General features: G+C 45.2%; 21 protein-coding genes and 1 pseudogene. 11 read left to right on the top strand and 11 right to left on the bottom strand.

Going from position 1 to position 20988, the window contains the following annotated elements:
* Positions 1-61 precede the first annotated feature (61 nt).
* Positions 62-250: an Asl3888 family RNA-binding protein gene (locus LAY57_RS09090; protein WP_249066092.1), complete on the bottom strand. Its 189-nt coding sequence runs from the start codon at positions 248-250 to the stop codon at positions 62-64.
* Between the two features lie 187 nt (positions 251-437).
* Positions 438-587 (bottom strand): annotated as a pseudogene (locus LAY57_RS09095) (hypothetical protein); the annotation flags it as partial.
* 418 nt (positions 588-1005) lie between these two features.
* Here LAY57_RS09095 and LAY57_RS09100 point away from each other — a divergent pair.
* Complete coding sequence (locus LAY57_RS09100) at positions 1006-1461, top strand: NUDIX domain-containing protein (protein WP_249066159.1); 456 nt, start codon at positions 1006-1008, stop codon at positions 1459-1461.
* Positions 1462-1623: 162 nt separating this feature from the next.
* Positions 1624-2457 (top strand): alpha/beta fold hydrolase, encoded by an 834-nt coding sequence (locus LAY57_RS09105; protein WP_249066093.1) that lies wholly within the window; start codon positions 1624-1626, stop codon positions 2455-2457.
* Here LAY57_RS09105 and LAY57_RS09110 read toward each other — a convergent pair.
* Entirely contained in the window at positions 2441-3322 is an 882-nt protein-coding gene (locus LAY57_RS09110; protein ID WP_249066094.1) for a pantothenate kinase, read from the bottom strand. The genes LAY57_RS09105 and LAY57_RS09110 overlap by 17 nt on opposite strands.
* A gap of 112 nt (positions 3323-3434) precedes the next feature.
* Between LAY57_RS09110 and LAY57_RS09115 the strand changes: the two genes are divergently transcribed.
* The 4 genes from LAY57_RS09115 (at position 3435) to LAY57_RS09130 (ending at position 8290) form a co-directional block, all read left to right on the top strand.
* On the top strand, positions 3435-5153 hold the full coding sequence (locus LAY57_RS09115) for a diflavin flavoprotein (RefSeq protein ID WP_249066095.1): 1719 nt from the start codon (positions 3435-3437) through the stop codon (positions 5151-5153).
* Between the two features lie 46 nt (positions 5154-5199).
* Entirely contained in the window at positions 5200-5388 is a 189-nt protein-coding gene (locus tag LAY57_RS09120; RefSeq protein WP_249066096.1) for a hypothetical protein, read from the top strand.
* A gap of 344 nt (positions 5389-5732) precedes the next feature.
* Positions 5733-6500: a hypothetical protein gene (locus LAY57_RS09125; protein ID WP_249066097.1), complete on the top strand. Its 768-nt coding sequence runs from the start codon at positions 5733-5735 to the stop codon at positions 6498-6500.
* A gap of 68 nt (positions 6501-6568) precedes the next feature.
* Positions 6569-8290 (top strand): diflavin flavoprotein, encoded by a 1722-nt coding sequence (locus LAY57_RS09130; RefSeq protein WP_249066098.1) that lies wholly within the window; start codon positions 6569-6571, stop codon positions 8288-8290.
* A 50-nt stretch (positions 8291-8340) separates the two neighbouring features.
* Here the strand turns inward: LAY57_RS09130 and LAY57_RS09135 are convergent, their stop codons facing one another.
* From LAY57_RS09135 to LAY57_RS09150, 4 genes are all read right to left on the bottom strand, one after another.
* Entirely contained in the window at positions 8341-8877 is a 537-nt protein-coding gene (locus tag LAY57_RS09135) for a phycobiliprotein lyase (RefSeq protein ID WP_249066099.1), read from the bottom strand.
* 265 nt (positions 8878-9142) lie between these two features.
* Entirely contained in the window at positions 9143-10339 is a 1197-nt protein-coding gene (locus LAY57_RS09140) for a glycosyltransferase family 2 protein (protein ID WP_249066100.1), read from the bottom strand.
* Between the two features lie 186 nt (positions 10340-10525).
* A complete protein-coding gene (locus tag LAY57_RS09145; RefSeq protein WP_249066101.1) occupies positions 10526-12028 on the bottom strand; it encodes a carotenoid oxygenase family protein in 1503 nt (500 codons plus the stop codon).
* Between the two features lie 34 nt (positions 12029-12062).
* Positions 12063-13535, bottom strand: coding sequence for a folate/biopterin family MFS transporter (locus LAY57_RS09150; protein WP_249066102.1), 1473 nt, complete (start codon positions 13533-13535; stop codon positions 12063-12065).
* 28 nt (positions 13536-13563) lie between these two features.
* On the opposite strand from LAY57_RS09150, the gene LAY57_RS09155 reads away from it, so the two are divergent.
* The gene (locus LAY57_RS09155) at positions 13564-14022 is read left to right on the top strand and encodes a DUF6575 domain-containing protein (protein ID WP_249066103.1); all 459 of its coding nucleotides are present in this window, start codon (positions 13564-13566) and stop codon (positions 14020-14022) included.
* 47 nt (positions 14023-14069) lie between these two features.
* Here the strand turns inward: LAY57_RS09155 and hisB are convergent, their stop codons facing one another.
* Together hisB and fabI are read right to left on the bottom strand one after the other, a co-directional pair.
* Positions 14070-14714, bottom strand: coding sequence for an imidazoleglycerol-phosphate dehydratase HisB (gene hisB, locus LAY57_RS09160; protein ID WP_249066160.1), 645 nt, complete (start codon positions 14712-14714; stop codon positions 14070-14072).
* A 17-nt stretch (positions 14715-14731) separates the two neighbouring features.
* Positions 14732-15508: an enoyl-ACP reductase FabI gene (gene fabI / locus LAY57_RS09165; protein WP_249066104.1), complete on the bottom strand. Its 777-nt coding sequence runs from the start codon at positions 15506-15508 to the stop codon at positions 14732-14734.
* 266 nt (positions 15509-15774) lie between these two features.
* Between fabI and LAY57_RS09170 the strand changes: the two genes are divergently transcribed.
* The 4 genes from LAY57_RS09170 to LAY57_RS09185 all read left to right on the top strand — a co-directional run bounded on the left by LAY57_RS09170 (position 15775) and on the right by LAY57_RS09185 (position 19173).
* The gene (locus LAY57_RS09170) at positions 15775-15930 is read left to right on the top strand and encodes a hypothetical protein (protein ID WP_249066105.1); all 156 of its coding nucleotides are present in this window, start codon (positions 15775-15777) and stop codon (positions 15928-15930) included.
* An 88-nt stretch (positions 15931-16018) separates the two neighbouring features.
* On the top strand, positions 16019-16684 hold the full coding sequence (ntcA, locus tag LAY57_RS09175) for a global nitrogen regulator NtcA (RefSeq protein ID WP_476727010.1): 666 nt from the start codon (positions 16019-16021) through the stop codon (positions 16682-16684).
* A gap of 218 nt (positions 16685-16902) precedes the next feature.
* Positions 16903-18651, top strand: coding sequence for a DUF3084 family protein (locus tag LAY57_RS09180; protein ID WP_249066107.1), 1749 nt, complete (start codon positions 16903-16905; stop codon positions 18649-18651).
* Positions 18652-18711: 60 nt separating this feature from the next.
* On the top strand, positions 18712-19173 hold the full coding sequence (locus tag LAY57_RS09185; RefSeq protein ID WP_249066108.1) for a pre-16S rRNA-processing nuclease YqgF: 462 nt from the start codon (positions 18712-18714) through the stop codon (positions 19171-19173).
* A 120-nt stretch (positions 19174-19293) separates the two neighbouring features.
* Here LAY57_RS09185 and LAY57_RS09190 read toward each other — a convergent pair whose 3' ends face one another.
* Positions 19294-19557, bottom strand: a complete 264-nt coding sequence (locus LAY57_RS09190; RefSeq protein WP_249066109.1) for a DUF3146 family protein — start codon at positions 19555-19557, stop codon at positions 19294-19296.
* A gap of 45 nt (positions 19558-19602) precedes the next feature.
* Positions 19603-20841: an RNA-guided endonuclease InsQ/TnpB family protein gene (locus tag LAY57_RS09195; protein WP_249066110.1), complete on the bottom strand. Its 1239-nt coding sequence runs from the start codon at positions 20839-20841 to the stop codon at positions 19603-19605.
* Positions 20842-20988 lie beyond the last annotated feature (147 nt).

The raw sequence follows: 20988 nt of genomic DNA on the forward strand, positions 1-20988 counted from the left end.
AAATTCACGCCCTAACCGAATCTAATCAATAGATAAGGTGTAGGGCTTCTTTTAGATCGAGCTAAAACTGCCGTTGATCGTCTTTCTCAGCGTCATCATCTTGGGCATCAGTTGAACCTTGATTATTCTTCCCAGTTTTCCAGCGCTGGTTTTTGGAGAAACGACCTGTACTCTGATGTTTGCGAAACTTGCGAGCGTAGGCTTTATTGCGCTGCGCCTTTTCTTTTTTGGGGTTGCGGCGCTTGGACATTTTGACCTCATTAATAAACGACACAAAATTACTTTGGGCATTACAGGATTTATTGCCGATGCGATCGGTGCCCAAACACCTGCGGGATGAAATTATCTGAACTCAACCGCTGCTAAAACTTGCAGCGCCGATTCCTTCAGGGAGCGGCGCGGCGACCGCCCAGCGAGAAGCGGTCTAAGAGCCAGATCTAGGTAAGACCCAGATCGTCCTTCTTCGGTTTTGCTTTGTTAACTCGCAATTGACGGCCCATCAATTCTGCACCATCAAGGGCAGATATAGCTGAGTCTTCGTCATCTGGTTTAACCATTGCCACGAAACGAAAGCCACGGGCTTTACCTGTAGAGACTTCTAAGAAACTAAAGCTTCTAGAAACTTCTCAAAACGTACCGTGACAAAGCGAATCCAAAAGTATAATTCCACAACCAAAAGCCTTTGGCGGTGGAATATCTGCCTTCAGGTGGATGAAAAAACATCAAACTGAGTAACCAAGCCTCAAGGCAGCAGGCCGCTACTGACGTAACCGACATTGTATGCGTTCTGTAGATCATAACAGCCTGCGGCCAAAAATCAAAAAGCTTCACCGAGGGATTTCCACGATCCAGATCGGAGAATGCCCAAAAAGGGAAGTGATAGGCCGGGTGCAGTATAATCAACCGGAAACGATCTAACAGAAAAAGCATTTTTTGATGCTTCAGCTGACAAACTATCGTGGACAGTCCAAGTTCCTTCCAGTTTTGCCGCCACCTACCGTGCCTATGCTTCGATTATGGCAGTTTATCCAAACTGTGTTAGGTATTTTGTTTCACCATCCGATCGCCGGGACGACCATCATCCCGATTTTGCCGGATGGCCGAATTGTGCTGATTCGCCGCCGCGATACCGGACAGTGGGGTTTACCGGGCGGCATTGTAAATTGGGGTGAAGACATTCCGCTGACAGTAGAACGAGAGTTGGCTGAGGAAACAGGTCTGGAACTGGTAAAAATCTGCCGGTTGGTCGGTGTTTATTCTGCACCCGATCGAGACCCCAGAGTTCATTCCATTTCCGTAGTGGTGGAAGTAGAAGCGCAGGGAACTATGGAGGTTCGGGATACACTAGAAATCAGTGAAATCCAGGCTTTTGCGATCGAGTCTCTGCCAAAAGGTCACCTCAGCCACGACCACGATCGACAGTTAAAAGATTATCTTGACGGTGTAACAACCATAGCTTAGGCTTAACATTGGTTTTGGCTCTTTGCACTCTCATGGTTGTTTGTTTGGAATACCAGACTAAAATCGTCAAACGACTACGTTATCGGCAGCATTTAAAAATGCCGCGTCGCGTTTCCTCCACCACTTAAAAGATGGTGGTTTCCACGCTCTTTTGAGGCTTAGATGACTCTACCCTTACGCAATTCCCGGCTGAAGTTGTCTTGCGGGAAAATTTTCTGGCGTGAAGTTGGTAAAGGGCCAACTTTGGTGTTTCTACACGGTTCTTGGAGCGATGGCAATCAGTGGCTACCAGTAATTGAGCGTTTGAGTCTGGAATACCATTGCTTAGCACCAGATTTACTGGGGTTTGGGGAATCGGAACAACCAGATGTTCACTATTCGATCGAGCTACAGCTAGAGTTTCTGGCTGAGTACTTGAAGGCGTTGAACTTACAACGGGTTTATTTAGTCGGTCATTCCCTTGGGGGCTGGATTGCTGCCAGCTATGCTCTGAAATATATGGATTGTGTTAGCGGGCTAGTACTGCTGGCACCTGAAGGGGTGAAAGTTGAGGGGGTGAGAAGAAACTGGTGGTGGGCGCGGTGGTTGATGGAACGTGAAAAGTTAGTGTCTTGGTTGTTGCGATCGATCCCGATTCTGGGAAAATTGGCAAAATACAAATTTCTTGGTTGGGTAGAGAAAATTAGGCATTTACTAAGCCCCTTGCAACAAATGCTGGAATCACCGGTAGCCTGCCAGCTACTGTTCCAACGACGTAGCGCAGAAATTGAAGCCGAGTTATTGCAAGATCGATTGCCTTGGCTGAAAATTCCTGTTTTGATTTTGCAAACCGAGCAAGACAATCCCACAGCTTTAGCCCTCAATCAAGCCTACGCCAAGCTTGCTCCCGAAGCGCAGCTAAAGTTGCTGTCTGAAAGCGGAAATGATTTACCCGAACAACTAGCCGATGAGGTGGCGAAGTATATTCGTCAATTTGTCATTAGTCATTCGCAATGACGATCGATCGGATTCCCCAGAAAATTAGGTGGGGATCTCTAACTATTTTCGCAGCTAACTGCGGAAATAGAGCTTGGAGATTGTTGAAAACGAAAGTGCTTGAGCCTCCTGTCAAAACAATCCGACTTTCTGGAAACTCTTGCCACCAAGCCTGCATAAAATCGGCTATTCCAGCTAAAACCGTGTGAATTATACCGCTCTGAATAGCTGATGTTGTATTGAGCGACCATCGTGGCGGTAAAGTTGCGGGTAATTCAATTTCGGGAAGAGCAGCTGTTCCTTTCGCCAAAGACTGTATCTGCAAAGTCAATCCAGGTAAAATCGCCCCACCGACCAGCTGCCGAGCCCCATCTGCACCCGTGAAGGTAAAGGCTGTACCGGCATCCATCACCAGTATCGGCCAACCAAAAGTGACTCCAGCGCCCAAAACAGCTAAAGCGCGATCGATTCCCAGTGTGGGATACTTTCCTTCCAGCGGAATTTGCTCAATAGCGATCGTCCTTACATCGGGATAGTTTTGCCAAATTTCTGTCTGTTGCGGAACAACAGAAGCCAAATACAAAGGCAGTGGGCGATCGCGATCGTGGAAGCCATCGCCAATAGTGTCTTGAACAAAATCCAACTCCCGGATTAGGCTGGTTTTCAAGAGTTCTCTGTTTAATTTACCTCTACCCCAAGGCTGATTCATCTCTTGTATAGCTGCTACTGCCAAATGTTCTGTATCCCAAGCACCGCAAAAGGTTTTGCCCATAAACCAAGCCCAGTGCAGCCGAGAGTTCCCAATTCCTAAAGCCAGCCAAATGTTCTCTCTAAGTTTTAAAGCTTGCCAAATCTCCTTTGCTCTTTTTCTGCGCCAGTTCGTCACACTTTTGCGCTCCTAAACTCATTCATAAGTTTTTTAATAATTCTTCATACTTCAATCATGTAACAATAAAGTCAGACAAAAAACCTGTGGGTTGTCAAGAAGGAGACTAGATATGGTAGCGCTCACCGAAAGAACCCAAAAGCGGTTGACAATGGAGACGAGCGAGGTTGCGCCAGAAACAACAGCGATTCGATCGCTAGACTGGGATCGCGATCGCTTCGACATCGAATTTGGGCTGCAAAACGGCACAACATATAATTCATTTCTAATTCGAGGTGAGCAAACGGCTTTAGTTGACACCTCCCACGCGAAGTTTCGCCAACTTTATTTAGACACTCTTGCAGGTCTGATCGACCCAGCAGAGATAGATTACCTAATTATCAGCCACACCGAACCAGACCACAGCGGTTTAGTCAAAGATATGCTGGAACTGGCTCCCAAAGTCACTGTGGTGGGGTCAAAGGTGGCAATCCAGTTTTTAGAGGATTTTGTACACAGTCCGTTTAAACGGCAGATAATCAAAAATGGCGACAAGCTGGATTTAGGTAAAGGTCACGAATTAGAATTCGTGATTGCACCCAATTTACACTGGCCCGATACCAGCTTCAGCTTCGATCGTAAAACCAGTATCCTCTTTACCTGCGATGCCTTTGGGATGCACTACTGTTCCGATCGCACTTTTGATGAGGATTTGGCAGCGATTAATGAAGATTTCCGCTATTATTACGACTGCCTGATGGGGCCAAATGCCCGTTCCGTGCTATCTGCCTTAAAACGGATGGGGGAATTGCCAGAAATAGGTACGATCGCCACAGGTCATGGCCCCCTGCTGCGCCACCACGTTGAAGAACTGACGGGTCGCTACCGGCGGTGGAGTCAAGCGCAAACTAAAGCAGAGACAAATGTAGCCGTATTTTATATTTCAGATTACGGATACAGCGATCGCCTCTCTCAATCTATCGCCCACGGCATCACGAAAACTGGCGTCGCAGTGGAGATGATGGACTTGAAATCAGCCGATCCGCAAGAAGTACAGGAACTGGTAAGCCGATCGGCTGGCTTAGCGATCGCTACACCGCCAGCATCTAACTCTACAGCCCGATCTGCTTTAGGAACTGTATTAGCAGCTGCCAAAGAAAAGCAAACTGTCGGCATTTTTGAATGTTATGGTGGCGATGATGAACCCGTCGATCCCCTGGTGAGCAAATTTAGGGAACTCGGTCTAACAGTAGGATTCCCAGCCATACGGATTAAAGACACACCCAACGAAGCCACCTATCAACTTTGCGAAGAAGCGGGTACTGACTTGGGACAATTGCTTTCTCGCGATCGCGCTATCAAGCAAAGAAAATCCGTCGATAACGACCTAGAGAAAGCATTGGGACGTATTAGCGGAGGATTGTATATTATAACAGCAAAGAAAGGCAATGTCAATGGCGCGATGCTAGCGTCTTGGGTAACGCAAGCCAGCTTCCAACCGTTGGGCATCACAATTGCCGTTGCCAAAGATCGGGCCATCGAGTCATTGATGCAAGTGGGCGATCGCTTCGTTCTCAATATCTTAGAGGAAGGCAATTACCAAGCCCTAATGAAACACTTCCTCAAACGCTTCCCACCAGGGGCCGATCGCTTTGCTGGCGTCAAAACCCAGACATCTGAAAACGGTAGCCCAATTCTGACAGACGCCCTCGCCTACGTAGAGTGCGAAGTCGCAAGTCGCATGGAATGCAGCGACCACTGGATCGTCTACAGCACCGTCCAAGCTGGTCGCGTTTCCAAAGCCGAAGCCCTCACCGCCATTCACCACAGAAAAGTGGGCAATTACTACTAAAATCAAAGTGTTTACGTAGTTTTTGCATTAATTGCAGGGTGGGAGGATGCCAGAAGACAAGGGAGAACTAGCTAAAAATTTAGATTCTGAATTGCAACCTTCTGGCACTCCTCCTGATGAAACTACAGCTCTTTCGCAGGTTGAGGAGCGTTTAGTAAAAGCAAACTCTTCTGAAGACGTTGTACTTTGGACGCGGGTGCGAGGGGAAATAATTAGACAAAACGGGGAGATATAGCTAGGGACTAGGGGCTAGGGGCTAGGGGCTAGGGAAGAGGGAAGAGGGAAAAGCTTACTCCGTAAGGGATTATGGACTTCATGTAACAGTTGGAGTTGGCTTAATCGCCCTGGCGGTTGCTATAGTTAGACAGAACGAGATTAGTAAGGAGGGCGAACATCGACGCTTTCTCGAAAAAGTACAGGTAGCGCGTAGGCTAGGGCTTTCCATTGGTGCTATTACAATAGGTACAGTGCTTGTTAGCAGTGGGTTCATGTATCCGGGGCTGCTTGTATTAGGAGCAGGACTTTATGAACTTGCACCAGATTTGCTCAAAGAAGCTTTAGGCGGAGGAAAAGGAAGGAATGAAGACAAGTAAATTTCCACAAGCTATAAGTTATCGTAGCTTAATTCTCGGAATGATTCTTACCTCAATTACAGCTTATTTACTTGTTGTAGTTGAGAATAAGCAATTATCTGAAGGAATTAATCAAGTATTAATAATAATTGTAGGAATGACTGTGATTGCTTCTTTAGCTGCTTTTAAACAGTTTATACAAGAGATAAAAATAAATGATGAGTCAATTAATTCAGTTTCGTTTTCCTTTGATGAAGCTTTTGCAAGATTAAGTATTGCTGAAGGGAAAGCAAATGCTTCAAATAATGAAATTATCAACCAAAAGGCTGAAAAAATACAAATTAAATATTCACCGTGGGATTTAAATTTAAATCAGCTATTTGGTCTAGACAACTCATTAGCTTTGGCGAAATTAAGAATGGAAATAGAAGAAGAAATAAGACGAATTGCTTATGAAAATGGTATGGACATTAATGCACGTCCAATAGGTGTTTTAGGTTTAGCTGAGGAGCTTGTTTCTAGAGAATACTTACCAACTAATTGGCTGGGAGTACTAAAGGAAATTATACCAGTTTGTCATGAAGCAATTCATGGATTAGATTTATCTGATGAGGCTGCTGCTTCCATAGTTAGGGTCGGAGGTCAGCTGCTCGAAGAGCTTCGGTTAGTGTCAGTTGCGGCAGAAATAAGGAAAGAAGCCTTTCCACAAACATCAGATCTGGCAGCGATGGAATCATTAGAATCTCAAACAACACATAAAAAACCAGAAAAATAGAGGTTGATAGATGGAATGTAAATAATAAAAACCAATGTACATATCCACTTATTAAAAATTATGAGGCTATGACAGAAACCAAACCTCGCGATGTTCAAGTTTTTCCGATAGGTGCAGAAACTACAGTACTGCGATCGCGCACCTGGGATCGTCTCAAGTTTGAAATCGAATACGCCCTGCAACGGGGTACAACTGCCAATTCTTATGTTATTCAAGGAGATAAAAAAGCTCTGTTTGACCCGCCAGGAGAATCATTTACGGAAATGTTTCTCAAGGCATTACAGCAGCGCTTTGATGTGAAAAAGATAGAGTATGTAATTCTCGGTCACGTCAATCCTAACCGTACAGTAACGCTGAAACAACTCCTAGAATTAGCTCCTCAGATTACTTTTGTTTGCTCTAATCCAGGTGCGATCGCTCTACGTAGCCTCTTACCAGACCAAGAATTAAAAATTACTGTGGTGCGCGGAGAAGAAACCCTCGATTTAGGTAAAGGCCATCAAATAAAATTCATCCCCACACCCAGTCCCCGCTGGCCGGATCAACTTTGCACCTACGATCCCCAAACGGAAATTCTGTTTACCGATAAGTTTTTCGGGGCCCACATCTGCGGAGATCAGGTTTTTGACGAGGGTTGGACGGCTTTCAGCGAAGATCGGCGCTATTATTTCGATTGCCTCATGGCTCCCCACGCTCGTCAAGTGGAAACTGCCCTTGACAAATTAGCTGATTTGTCAGTGAAGTTCTATGCTACTGGTCACGGCCCTCTGGTGCGCTATAGTCTGACTGAGCTAACCCATTCCTATCGGCAATGGAGCGAAAAGCAACAAGCTCAAGATATGACTGTGGCGCTTATTTATGCTTCTGCATACGGCAATACTGCTACTTTGGCGCAAGCGATCGCACGTGGCATTATCAAAGCTGGAGTTGGTGTGGAAACTATTAACAGCGAATTTGCCGAACCATCTGAAATTCAAGCAGCAGTGGAAAAATCGGCTGGGTTTATTATCGGTTCTCCCACGCTTGGAGGTCATGCGCCCACTCCAATTCAAACTGCACTCGGAATAGTGCTATCTACCGCTACCAAAACTAAGCTTGCTGGTGTATTTGGTTCTTTTGGTTGGAGTGGCGAAGCGATAGATTTGTTGGAAGGGAAATTAAAAGACGCTGGCTATCAATTTGGATTTGAACCTATTCGCGTCAAATTCAAACCCACAGATGTAACGCTCAAACTCTGCGAAGAAGCAGGAACCGATTTTGCACAAACTCTGAAAAAGGCGAAAAAAGCCGCAGTACCTAGACAACGGGTTAGCGATTCGCAAGTCGATCGTACAGAACAAGCTGTAGGACGTATTGTTGGTTCCCTTTGCGTGCTAACAGCCAAGCGAGGTGAAGTTACCAGTGCCATGTTAGCATCTTGGGTTACCCAGGCAACTTTTAATCCCCCCGGTCTTACCGTTTCTGTCGCGAAGGATAGAGCGGTTGAATCTCTGACGCATACAGGCGATAAATTTGTTTTGAATATCTTGAGAGAAGGGAAGGAATTGCGGAAGCACTTTCTCAAACCTTTTGGCCCAGGAGAAGATCGATTTGCTGGTGTCGCCACTCAAGAGGCGGGAAATGGTTGTTACATCCTCAATGACGCTCTCGCCTATCTGGAATGCAGTGTGCAAAACCGCATGGAATGTGGGGATCACTGGGTCGTTTATGCCACTGTTGAAAACGGCAAAGTGCTACATCCAGAAGGACTAACCGCCGTGCATCATCGCAAGTCGGGTAGCCACTATTAATTTTAGATTTTAGATTTTAGATTTAAAATTAAATCTAAAATCTAAAATTCCTACATTCGCTTTTCCAAATACTGACCGATCATCAGTTGCTCACCCGCACGAGAGATTATACTTTGCCGCGTGCGGTAGTTTGTACCGATTAGTTTTAATTCTTCCTCAAACACAGAGCCGTTGTACTCTGTCCGCAAACACAATGTTTTGGGATTGGGGAAGTAATATTCGGCGGTGACTGGTTTGGATGTGGCAAAACCGCGATCGCGATATAGTTTTGTTCCCAATGCTCCAAACAGCGTAGAACCCTTAGATTCTTTGCGTTCTGTCACGGAATCTTTGCTTTCCCAACTGACTTTAGCCCCACAATTTAAACACGCTTCATCACTTAAACCATGCAGTTGTGCCAATTGGCCCAGTTCTTCACTTCCTGTTTCCAAAAATTCAATTGTGATGATACTTACCATTTCCTTAGTTTCTCCATCCGGCAGGGTATAGTAGCGTCGTTCAGAACGCCATTTGCCTTCCGATTCCCGGAAAAAGGCTGCAATTAAGGATTCTTCAGCTGTTTGGGAAATTCGTAGTAGTGATGTCACAGAAACCAGTCCTTGTGGAAAGTAATTTAAACTGCGTGTCAAGGTCGCCCAATACTTCGCAATTTTTTCTTGTCGTGAAGTATGTTAGAAATAACTCTCAGCTTCAGTATCCTGCAATACAGGTTTTATACTTGCTGGGATTGATATTAGACGCGATCGGGCGCTACTGCATCCTATTACCACATTGCACCACCAGAATCGGGAACGGTTTCCCCCTAAAGAGGCATTTTCCGTAATTGACAATATTACCTAAGTGTGAATACTCTTAATCAATCAAAACTAACTTGCGAATTAAGGGCTTTTTAGTTTGTTGAGCTAATAAAGCTGATTTTACCAATAGCTTCCAAGCTGGCATAGATAATACAGATGGAAAAGCAATTTTCATCGCACTAATAAACTTTCCTTGTTTGCAAGCATTCCAGCTACATCGCAGTCGTAGATAAGCTCGAAAATTCTGAAAATCCGGCATACTATAGCGGTATTCATTACCGATCGTAGCATAGAGCTTTGCCATTATCCAGATGTTAGTATACATTTGCTTTTGCAGCGAATAATATTGTGGTTTACGGGATAAGATTGCCGCTGCCAAAAGCTGCCAAGCTCCTAGTGAAAAAACCGATGGTAAACAAAGTTTTAGCACAATCAAAAACTTTTTTTCTTTGAGAGCAACCAAAGCCCAATGCAGTTTTAGATAGGATTGAATAACGTGAACTTTCGGAACGATTTTGCGGTGCTTTTCGCTGACTAAAGTATAGATCTTATCCTTCATCAAAATATTGATATCAAGCCGCTTTTCTAGAGTGGATTTTTGATTGTAACCACCAGGCCAAATCGTGCGATAGGCAAGGCACTGATTAATGAAAATGGCATCGCCAAATTGAGCAATTCGTATCCAAGAGTCAATATCATCACAGACATCTAACTTAGTATCCCAAGCACCAGATTTGAGAAAAGCATCACGGCTGAAAGCTACTTGAATTGGAGTGCCGAAAGGAACCATCTCCATGAGCATTCCATAATGGATATCTTCTTGAGGAATATAGAAAACTTTGCCTGGGCCGGTTTTCCTTGTTCGGCTAATTTCGACTTGTTTGAGATCGACTTGAGCTGCTTGAGTTGAGCAGATTACGGCTTGGGGACGCAGCGCTAGAGCTCGCGTCATCTCCTCAATGCAGTTGGGGGCCAGATAATCATCGTCATCCATCGGCTTGATCCAATCTCCACTCGCCGCATTCACTGCCGCATTCATGGTTGCTGCATGACCCATGTTAGATTGATTGCGATGGTAGACAATGCTAGAGCCCAAACTGCGGATATATTCTTCCGTCTCATCTGAGGAACAGTCATCAGCCACCACAACTTCACAACGGACAGTTTGTGCAAAAGCAGAATCAATCGCCCGTTTCAGCAAAGACAAGCGGTTGTATGTCGTAATCGCAATACTGAATTTAATCTGGGCCATCTGTAAACGCCCCATCTATAAAGCTTAGGGGGGGTAAAAAACTGGAAGGGGGTTAGACCCATTTTCCAGCATTCTTACAGAATACGATCGAAAAAGTTACCACCGTCAACTGTCTAAAGAAAGAATAAATGGGGGTACAGGAATCTTTTTATCTATCTCCCTTTAACAGCATTAGCTCAAATCGCCTCAGACATCGGTAGATCCAAAAATTTCTGGTGTAAAACTACCGTGCAAACCATAAGGGATATGATGTTTGAGGTGCAGTCGAGCCAGAGGTCCTTGATTCAAGTCACGAGCATCTAAAATTACCACATCAGAACGATCGCGAATAGAGTCATAAACTACAGTTAGCAACCAACCATCATCTTCCTTATCAGCATTTGACCTTGGCACAAAAACAGGCTCGCTGACAAAGCCTTGTGGTGCTGCACTCCATAGTTGTCTGTCTCCAGAAGTCAAGTCAATTTTAAGGATCGCCTGTAGGGGTGCATTACCCCCATCTGCATGAGCTGCCCCTAGATAAAGATAACGATAAGGCTGCCCTACTTTTGCCGGATGAACAGAAGGAAATTCGCAGCAACGGCTTTCTAAAATCTGACTCCCCACAGTTTTATTTTCAGGTTTCAGTTCAAATCGCCACAACTGCCCAGGGGAGAGAGCCTCAAAATCTGTCTGACGGTAATCTGAATTAGGCTCAACCGTCGGTAAAGACTCATAGCAAATCGAGTCAATATAAATTTTATCGTCCTGCTCAAAAGCATTGGCGTGATGGAAAACAAAACCAGACTGGGTTTCAAAAATCTGCACCTGACGATTTTTGATTAAAGAATCTTCGACATCAGTATGGCGAGGAATGATGATAATGCGGGTGGGTTCGCCGGGACGGAACTTGACGCACTCGCCTGCACCTTGCCAACCCAGCACAAAAGGTAGGGGATTAAAAGTTACTGGGTTTTGAAAGAAGATGCAATAGTTTGGTGTAATGGCAAAATCGTGGATGAAGGCGAAACCAGGAACTGAATGGGCGTGTCGCTGCACAACTTTACCAGTTTCGTCTAACTCGTAGATAGTTATAGTTGTGGAAAGACCGGGTTTGATGGCAAAGTTGACCAATCTGTTGCTGTCAATGCGTGGATGGGCTGCAAAAGCGTCACCGGGCTGCAATACTCCATCCAGGGAGTCTATTCCTAGCGTTTCTAGCGTATGGGGATCTAGACGATGAGGTTCGGCTGCTTCCCACAATGCTAATAGTTTGCCACCCCAGTAGATAACTTGAGTATTAGCAATATTTTTCAGCTTAAAATCAAAAGCATTGGCTAACCAGCCACCTGGTTTTTGGGTGCCAAAAACGCCGCGATAAAGAAATTTTCCGGCTTTTTCTTCTTCCACAAAGCCAGCTGTGCGGACGTAACGGTTGCGGAAGTGGGCGCTACCGTTTTGAAATGCGATCGCACAAATCATCCCATCCCCATCAAAAGGATGCTGCACGCGGTGATTGTTGCGATCGAATAAACCGGGGCCGTTGCGAAATAGCGTACCCTGTAGCTCTTTCGGAATTTGTCCTTCTATATCATCAATCCAATAATCAAATTCTTCTTTGAGAGATTCATATCCTCCTTGCCAATCTGCACGATTGTATGACTTTACTGGAAATGTAGAGGCGTGTTCGTCAAGTTGAAAAGTCTGCATAGGTCGTAATTTGTCAATTATCAGTTGTCAGTTGTCAGTCTTCTGTTATGAGTTGTTTTTCCTTTGCCTCTGACTGGTGACCTTTAACTATTGACAACTCAGACATCAAGTCTGGTAAGAAAGGTTGCGCCAGATGCTTGGAAGTTATAGAGTCGATCTCCAAAGCGGGCAATGTTTGTAAATTTGGTGTTTGAATCTGTGTTTGCAGGTCTGCCTCTGCTAGCCAACCCAGGAACGGCAATGGCAACAGCGTCGTGAGATTGGTAATGAGAACTAACAGCCAGAGGGCGTCAAAGTTGGTTGCGCTAATTCCCAACCAGTGCATCAAGATTGCTCCAAATTGAGAGGAGAGAAGCGATGCCAAATTTGTCACTGACATCAGGAGAGCAAATAGTGTGGCTTCTACACCAGGTGGGCAAAGCCGCGCTGCCAGCACCAAGATGGGCATATAGGCAATTTCTCCCATAACGGTGAGGATGAGGCTGTCTCCTATACTGAACCAGCGATCGTCAATTCCCAAACTGCGGTTAGTGTGGGTAACAAGCAAAAGCACGGTCATGCCCAAGATTGTAGAGAGGACGATCGTCCAACCGAAAATCGTCCGAAAGGGTATTGTTTTCAAGAAACGCTGGAACAGCCATACGCCAACCAGAGATGCCAAACTCGTTACCAGGCGCACTCTTCCCAGAAATTCCGGTTCAAATCCCAGCTCGTTGGTGGTGAAGAAGAAGAAGGCGACGTCAGCTGATGGGGTGGCTTGCAAAATGAATAGAAAAACTGTAGGCATCCAGATTGCTTTCTGGCTGAGAGCTTTCCATAATTTGTCTACTTGGTTCCCGACATTGGAGAGATGGGGAGACTGACTCGCTGGTTCTTCCGCAATTAACCAGGCGATCGCAGATACAATTAGCGGAAAAGTGGCTGTAATGCCAAATACGGTGTGGGTACTGAAATGCTCTAACAAAAATCCACTTAAGTAGGCAGTTATCAAACCTCCCAGCGCTGTGGAACCCCAGGCAAGGGATTGCAGCGAACCTGCTTTGCTTAGAGTCTCTTCTCTTGCTCGTTCTACGATTAGCGAGTCGGCAATTACGTCACTTACCATCGAAGAAAGGGAACTGAGGACGATCGCAATTGTCGCCGCCCAAGTACTGTGAACCACAGTTGCCAGACTTACCCAAGCAGCCGATCCCAGTAACCCTGCCAAAACTAGGTAAGGACGCCGCCGATATCCAAATATCGGCAGTCCATCGGATATAAAGCCAAACAGCGGTTTGACTACCCAGGGCAGGGCGGCTATTCCCATCAGGACTGAAACTTCAGCCGGACTCAGCCCCAATTCATCTTTGAGGAAGAAGCTGATGGCTAGGCGTGCCAACCCCAAAATCCCCCTCACTAGGTAAACCAGTAAAATGGCTATTAGATCTGGACTTGCTTCAATACCAAAAAAAACTCTTTTTGTCAAGAATTCTTTGAACCCGGACTTGCCAGAGGGAGAACTAAGCATTGATAAAGGTTAAAAAACGTTAAGAATTATGACTCTTATAACATATATACCTTGGTGGCCGACGCCTGTCTCTGGGCCGATCGCAAAGTGCAAAGTGCTGAGTGCTGAGTGCTTTAGTACAAACACAGTCCCGAAAACAATTAAAGAATATGATTACTTTAATCGAGCGCTACTATTTTCTTGTCGCAATTCAGCCGGAGAAATATTCCTAGCTGTTTGGGTGCATGAAACAGAAGATTTTGAACTGTATCTTTGCGTTCCAATTTCCCAGCAAAGACTTACAGAGGTAGAAACGGGAGCGCTTGATGTAAGAGATGCTTTCAAGAAAGCAGAATTAGGCTTGGTTTATGAAGTAAAAATTCCTCATGAAAATAGCCCTGATATGATTGAAACTATTCCTTGTGAAAAACTCCGTGAGGAGTGCTTACCTAAAGCTGGGTATCTTCTCAAATCTGACGCTAAAACTCCTCCTGTTTTAACAAAGTGATGCTTAAATGAGCGATCGCTTCCCTCTCCCCTACCCTCTGTTTAAATCTACAAAACTCCCTTAGAACTGGGAATCGTACTAGCACGGCGCGGATCTATTTCCACCGCCATTCGCATCGCCCTAGCAAACGCCTTAAATGTTGCTTCAATAATGTGGTGGGAATTAATACCATCCAATTGACGAATATGCAGCGTCATCTGGCTATGATTTACCAACGCCACAAAAAATTCCCGTACTAGCTGAGTGTCATAAGTACCAACTCGCTGCGTCGGAATCTCCAAACCATAACTTAAATGAGGGCGTCCCGAAAAGTCTAACGCCACCTGAATTAAAGCTTCATCCAAAGGCGCGAGGAAATTACCAAAACGGACAATGCCTTTGCGATCGCCTAACGCTTTCAAGAGCGCCTGTCCCAATGTAATCCCCACATCTTCATTCGTGTGGTGATCGTCTATTTCCAAATCTCCTGTCGCCTCGACTTGGAGATCGAACAATCCGTGAGAAGAAATTTGGTGCAGCATATGATCTAAAAACGGAATTCCCGTTTTAGCTATGCAAGCACCTGTACCGTCAAGATTGATAGTCACTTGGACATCGGTTTCGCCAGTAGTTCGTTTAACCGAAGCAGTTCGAGCAGTTAAAATTTGCTCTGGGGGGTGGGGATGTGAAATTTGGCGATCGCGTATTTGCATTGTCAATTAAAATCTAGCTACATTCCCATTATTTCGTACCCAGCATCCACATACAGGATCTGACCTGTAATGCCGCTGGCTAAATCGCTGCAAAGGAAAGCAGCAGCATTCCCCACTTCCGTCTGAGTTACAGTGCGCCGCAGCGGTGCCAACTCTTCAACATGGTGAATCATATCCAGGATACCACCAACAGCTGAAGAAGCCAGAGTGCGGATCGGGCCTGCCGAAATCCCATTTACCCGAATATTCTGCGGGCCAAGTTCAGACGCCAGATAGCGGACATTCATTTCCAAAGCCGCTTTGGCGATCCCCATCACATTGTAGTTGGGAATCACTTTCACACCGCCCAGATAGGTTAAAGTGACGATACTGCCACCTTCGGTCATCAAGGGTTTAGCAGCCCCACTTAGCTGGATCAGCGAGTAAGCGCTAATATCAAGAGCCAGGGAAAATCCTTGCCGCGAAGTTTGGCTAAAATCACCTGATAAATCCTCTTTGTTAGCAAAAGCAAGACAATGGATCAGGATGTCTAATCTACCCCACTTTTCGCGGACAGCCTCGAAGGTAGCTTGAATCTGGGCTTCATCCTGGACGTTACAGGGCAAAAACAAGCTAGGATTGAGCGGTTCTACCAGTTCCGCCACTTTCTTCTCAAATCTACCTTTCTCATCGGGTAGATAGGTGATGCCAAGATTAGCACCAGCTTTATGGAGTTGTTGGGCAATGCCCCAAGCGATCGAGCGATTGTTGGCAATGCCGGTTACAAGTGCGTTTTTTCCGGTTAAATTCAGCATAGTGGTTCATTATATCGAACTACGTGCGGCAAAGACAGGCTTCGATCGCACCTGGGTGCGGTCATAAGTAGTTGGTTGAAACGAAAAGCTTTTCTTCTGGGCCTTGTCCCCCTTGTCCTCCTTGTCCCCCTTGTCCTCCCTATCACCAACTGTTTTTGACCACACCCATCGCACCTTCTACAGTCCCCCATAAATTTTTTTAGGGATATATAAAATATTTATTTCGGATTATGTAATAATTATGTGCTATAGTACACAAAAATTTTATGGATGCAATGCTATTGGCAGAAGCGGAAGCGAAACTAGAAGAAAACACCCAGCAGTTCCTGGCAATTGACAAAGCCAACAAAAACGTTGATTTTTATAGGAATGAAGCGCTTCAGTACTGGTTTAAGGGCAAGAGTTATGCCAGCATGATCTGAACAAAGACAGTGCTGTCTTGTGTCAAACTTTATTCCAAAATGAGAGAAAAAATCTATTGGGTCTGGAGAGAGGGTAAGGAATATGGTGATGATACAAGATAGACCGCTAGCAGTTGTATTTCGTCAAATGGGTAGTGGGGCGTTTCCACCAGTCGTGGAAAACTTTGAAAGAGGAAAAACCATATTTTTCCCAGGCGATCCGGCTGAACGAGTATATTTTCTGCTTAAGGGTGCCGTAAAACTTTCCAGAGTTTATGAAGCAGGAGAAGAAATTACGGTGGCGCTGCTGCGAGAGAATAGCGTTTTTGGCGTCTTGTCACTGATTACGGGGAATCGGTCCGATCGGTTTTACCACGCAGTTGCTTTCACCCCAGTCGAGCTGCTGTCAGCGCCGATAGACCAAGTGGAACAAGCGCTCAAAGACAATCCAGAGTTAGCAATGTTAATGCTGCGGGGTCTTTCATCTCGGATTCTGCAAACCGAGATGATGATCGAGACGCTGGCGCACCGAGATATGGGTTCCAGATTGGTGAGTTTTCTGCTCATTCTGTGTCGCGACTTTGGGGCTTCCGGCCCAGAAGGGATTACGATCGATCTGAAACTGTCCCATCAAGCAATCGCAGAAGCGATCGGTTCTACCCGCGTCACCGTTACCCGTTTACTGGGGGATCTGCGGCAAGAAAAAATGATCTCAATCAACAAAAAAAAGATTACCGTCCACAACCCAGTTACTTTAAGTCAACAGTTCACTTAGGTGACAGGAATATTACGGTGAAAAGAGTCGGTGCGGTGATAAGATCGAGCCAGTAGTGTGGGGTAAGACGGGAATTAAAACTTGACGAGTAAGCCGATCGACTCAAGCAAACTCTGCAAGACCTGGTACTAAAAGCCCCAATGCTGATATTCACAGGCAGAATCGGCCTAAAAATCCCATCCCGATAGTGAGGATCGGGAATGTCAATGTAACTGAATATGACCACCGGCTTAATCCTGATTGCGGCAATTTTGGTGTTGGGGGGAGTGATCGCATCGGTGGGTGATCGCATAGGGACGAAAGTTGGTAAAGCAAGGCTGAGCCTATTTAAATTACGTCCCAAAAACACGGCGGTGTTGGTCACCCTCTTGACAGGCAGCCTAATTTCTGGCTCCACGTTGGCGATTTTGTTTGCTGCCAGCGAACAATTACGCACGGGCGTATTTAAACTGGAAACAATTCAGAAAAGTCTTAAAAACGCCCGCCAAGAGATAGAACAAACTAAAACTGAGAAAAACCAGGTAGAGGCTGAAAAAAGTCGGGTAGAGGATGAGCTAGCCCAAGCAAAATCACAGCAGGCAACAGCTCAAAAACGCCTGGATTCAACCAATCAAGCTTTACAGCTGGTACTGGCGAAGCTAGCCGAAGCCTTCGCCAAACAGGCCCGTACAGAAGGGCAACTGAATCAGACTCAGGGCCAATTGAGCCGCACCGAAACTCAATTGAGTCAAACTCAAGGCCAGTTGAATCAAACTCAAGGCCAGTTGAGTCAAACTCAGGGCGAATTAGATCGAACTGGGCAGCAGTTGAAAACAGTCTCTGGGCAGGCTCAAGAACTTCGTTCGGAAATTGAACGACTTCAAGCGGAAGGAAAAGATCTGATCGCCCAGCGTAACCAGGTCAAAGCCCAGATTACCGAACTGAAAAAACAGCTAGATCGGCGGGACGAGAAAATTGCAGATCGCGATCGCACGATCGATCGAAAAGACGAGAAAATCGCCGTTCAAGACCAAGCGATCGCCCAGCGCGACCAAAAAATTGCGGTTCAAGATCAAACTATTTCTCAGCGCGAGCAAGAAATTAACCTGCGCGACCAACGAATCGCGACGCGAGACCAAGTTATTGCACAGCAAGAAACTCGCTTTAAACAACTACAACAACAACTCACGGAACGCGAGCAATTACTCGCCCAAAGGGACACAAAACTATCTGAGCAAAATCGAAAACTTTTAGATCAAGATAAAAAACTATCAGAACGCGAACAAAAACTAAATCTTTTACAAAAAGAAGTAGCAAGCTTGGAGCAAGACTATCAACAATTGTTTCAAGGGAACGTCACCGTGCGACGCGGCCAAGTTCTTTCGGCTGGCGTTTTTCGGATTGTGGAACCGACCGCCGCTCGTCAAGCAGTCGATCGCCTATTGTTGCAAGCAAATCGAGTGGCTCTAGAACGCACTCGCCCCGGCAACAAGACTAATAAAGAACAAGTGATTGCGATCAAACCATCGGAAGTCAATAAGTTGATCGAACAGATTGATGACGGTAAAGACTACGTGGTGAGAATTATTTCGGCTGGCAACTACGTCGCCGGAGGAGAATCTCCCGTGCAAGTGGTTGTCGATGTGGCTCCCAATCGCGTTGTATTTCAAGCTGGAGATGTCGTAGCGTCAACTTCTGCCGATCCCGCGACAATGACAGAAGACCAACTTCGGGAAAAGCTAGATCTGCTGATTGCAGCTTCTCTATTTCGAGTCCGTCGCGCTGGCATTGTGGCTGATAAAATCCAGATCGGAGACGATCGCATCGAAACTCTGACGCACTTTTTAGAACAACTGAAACAGTCTAAAAAACTCATAGACGTTCAAGTCGTCACATCAGATATAACTTACACGGCTGGGCCAGTAAAAATGGATTTGATAGCCATTCAGGGCGGACAGGTGATTTTTAGGACGCAAGCAGCTAGCTAGTGGCGATCGTTTTTTGCCAGACTGAAGACTAAATTTATAGCCAGATGGCACAAACAAGCTATGTTTTCTCGTGCTAACCCTGCTCCCGACTCGGATTTGACCCCTGACCAGCCGGTAATATTAGGCTTCGATCCAGGCCGTCAGAAGTGTGGTTTAGCCGTGATGGCAGTGGATCGCAAACTTCATTATCATCAAGTCATTGCCGCAGACCAAGCGATCGCCACCATTCAAAGCTTACGTCAAAAGTATCCCATTTCTGTGTTGGTAATGGGCGATCAAACTACAGCTAAAACTTGGAAACACCAACTAACTCAAGACTTACCAGAGCCACTGCGGATAATTTTGGTCGATGAACGCTACAGTACTTTGGAGGCACGCGATCGCTATTGGCAAATGTACCCACCCAAAGGTCTTTATCTCCTCATTCCAAAAGGAATGCGACCTCTACCGCGTCCTGTAGATGACATTGTTGCCATCCTCCTGATCGAAAGATACTTAGAACGCTTATCAGGGACATTTTAGATTTTAGATTTTATTTGAAATCTGAAATCTAAAGCCCCTACGATTAGTGAATAGGTGTTCTAGCCCCTATTTTATTTTGACTTTTGACTTTTGACTTTTGACTTTTGACTTTTGACTTTTTTAAAGTTCAGCCCGGATCGCAAAAGCATAGTCTCCCCCAGGCTCTAGTTGGTAATCCGACTGTTCCAAAAAACGACCCAAGGGCTCCTGAATTAAAGCTCGTCCCAGAGATGGCTGGACAGACAACTTGCCTTGTCTAAAACACCACTGGAACTGCCAATCATACTCACCCGCCCTTACTTCTCCTTCAATTTTGCCTTGTTGCCAACACTGTCCCGTAATTCGGACATAGGCAATAGTTTCTGGTAGACGTTTAGAACTCACAATCCTACCGTGCCGCTTGAGCCTTCAACTTTCATAGTGAACTACCTACACTGACCTTGCGGTACAGTGTAGGCTTCCCAACTCATTGGGGATTGCCTCAGACTTCGTAGATTTTTTACGTCCAGAAGTCTTTGGTCTTACATCCCCTCCTTGGGCAGAAGCGCTAGTTCCTAACGCCAAAAGTCGCAAACCTTCATTTTTTATATTGACCGCAGCATTGATGTCTCTATCGTGCTGCAATGAGCAGTGCGGACAATCTACAAACCTTACACCCAAAGAGTTATAACCGTTTTGCAACATTGGGATTGGTAGTAGAGTTTCGCTACAAAGCTGAGATGAGGGAAAGAAACGATTTATTTCTTGATAAGTATGCCCAAATCTCTCAGCTTTATATTTCAGCATAGTCAGAAATATTCCCCATCCTTGGTCACTGATAGCTTTCGCCAGGTTAGGGTTCTTCACCATGTTTTTAACTGCCAAATCTTCCACACAAATTACTTGGTTTTTGTATGCTATTTTGCGAGATAGCTTGTGGAGAAAATCTTCACTAACTCTAGCTATTTTGCTAGATACTTTCGCCACTAAGCGTTTAGCTTTTTGGCGTTTATTAGATGTCTTATCCTTTTTTCTAGCTAGTTTTTTCTGTTTACGCTTTCTATTTTTCTCTAGTTTTGCTAATCGCTTCTTAGGTAGGTCATATTTTGAACCGTCAGAAGTGACTGCAAAATTCTTTAACCCAAGGTCAACACCAATAGCTTCATTAATAGCAACTACTGGTTCATCTTCTTGATTAAACAGAATAGAAGCGTAGTATCTACCATCGGCATTTTTGGATATAGTTACAGTTGTGAACTTGGCCGAGGGTAGTTCTCTGTGAAACACGGTTTTTATCATACCCAAATTACCAGGAAACTTAATCACAGAATCCTGTGGCATAAGTTTCACATTTTGAGGATACTGAATCGATTGTTTACCATGCTTGGATTTGAAGTTGGGATATTTAGCACGTCCTTCAAAGAAATTGACAAATGCACTGGAAAGATTGAACGTTACCCGTTGTAACACTTGGCTATAAGCAAGTCCTAACCATTCATATTCTTTCTTTAATCCTGGAAGCAACTTATCCATTGCCGCTTTAGAAAGCCCTTTTTCCGTTTCTCTATACGCAACAGTAGTGGCGTTAAGCATATAATTCCACAACCATCGAGTATTACCAAAACATTGAGCCAGATAGGACTCTTGCTCATCAGTAGGATAAATTCTAACTTTGACTGCGCTATACATGGCATCGACCTTTACCGTGTTCACTTATTTGTGATAACACAAAAACTCACAGTTAGTCAAGATGTACGAATTGTTCGTTTCCTCCATGTTTTCCTTCCTCGCTTTCAGCATTGGTAGGAAAACTGTCGTCAACTCACGCGCAATTCA

The organism is Argonema antarcticum A004/B2 (assembly GCF_023333585.1).
Lineage (GTDB): Bacteria > Cyanobacteriota > Cyanobacteriia > Cyanobacteriales > Aerosakkonemataceae > Argonema > Argonema antarcticum.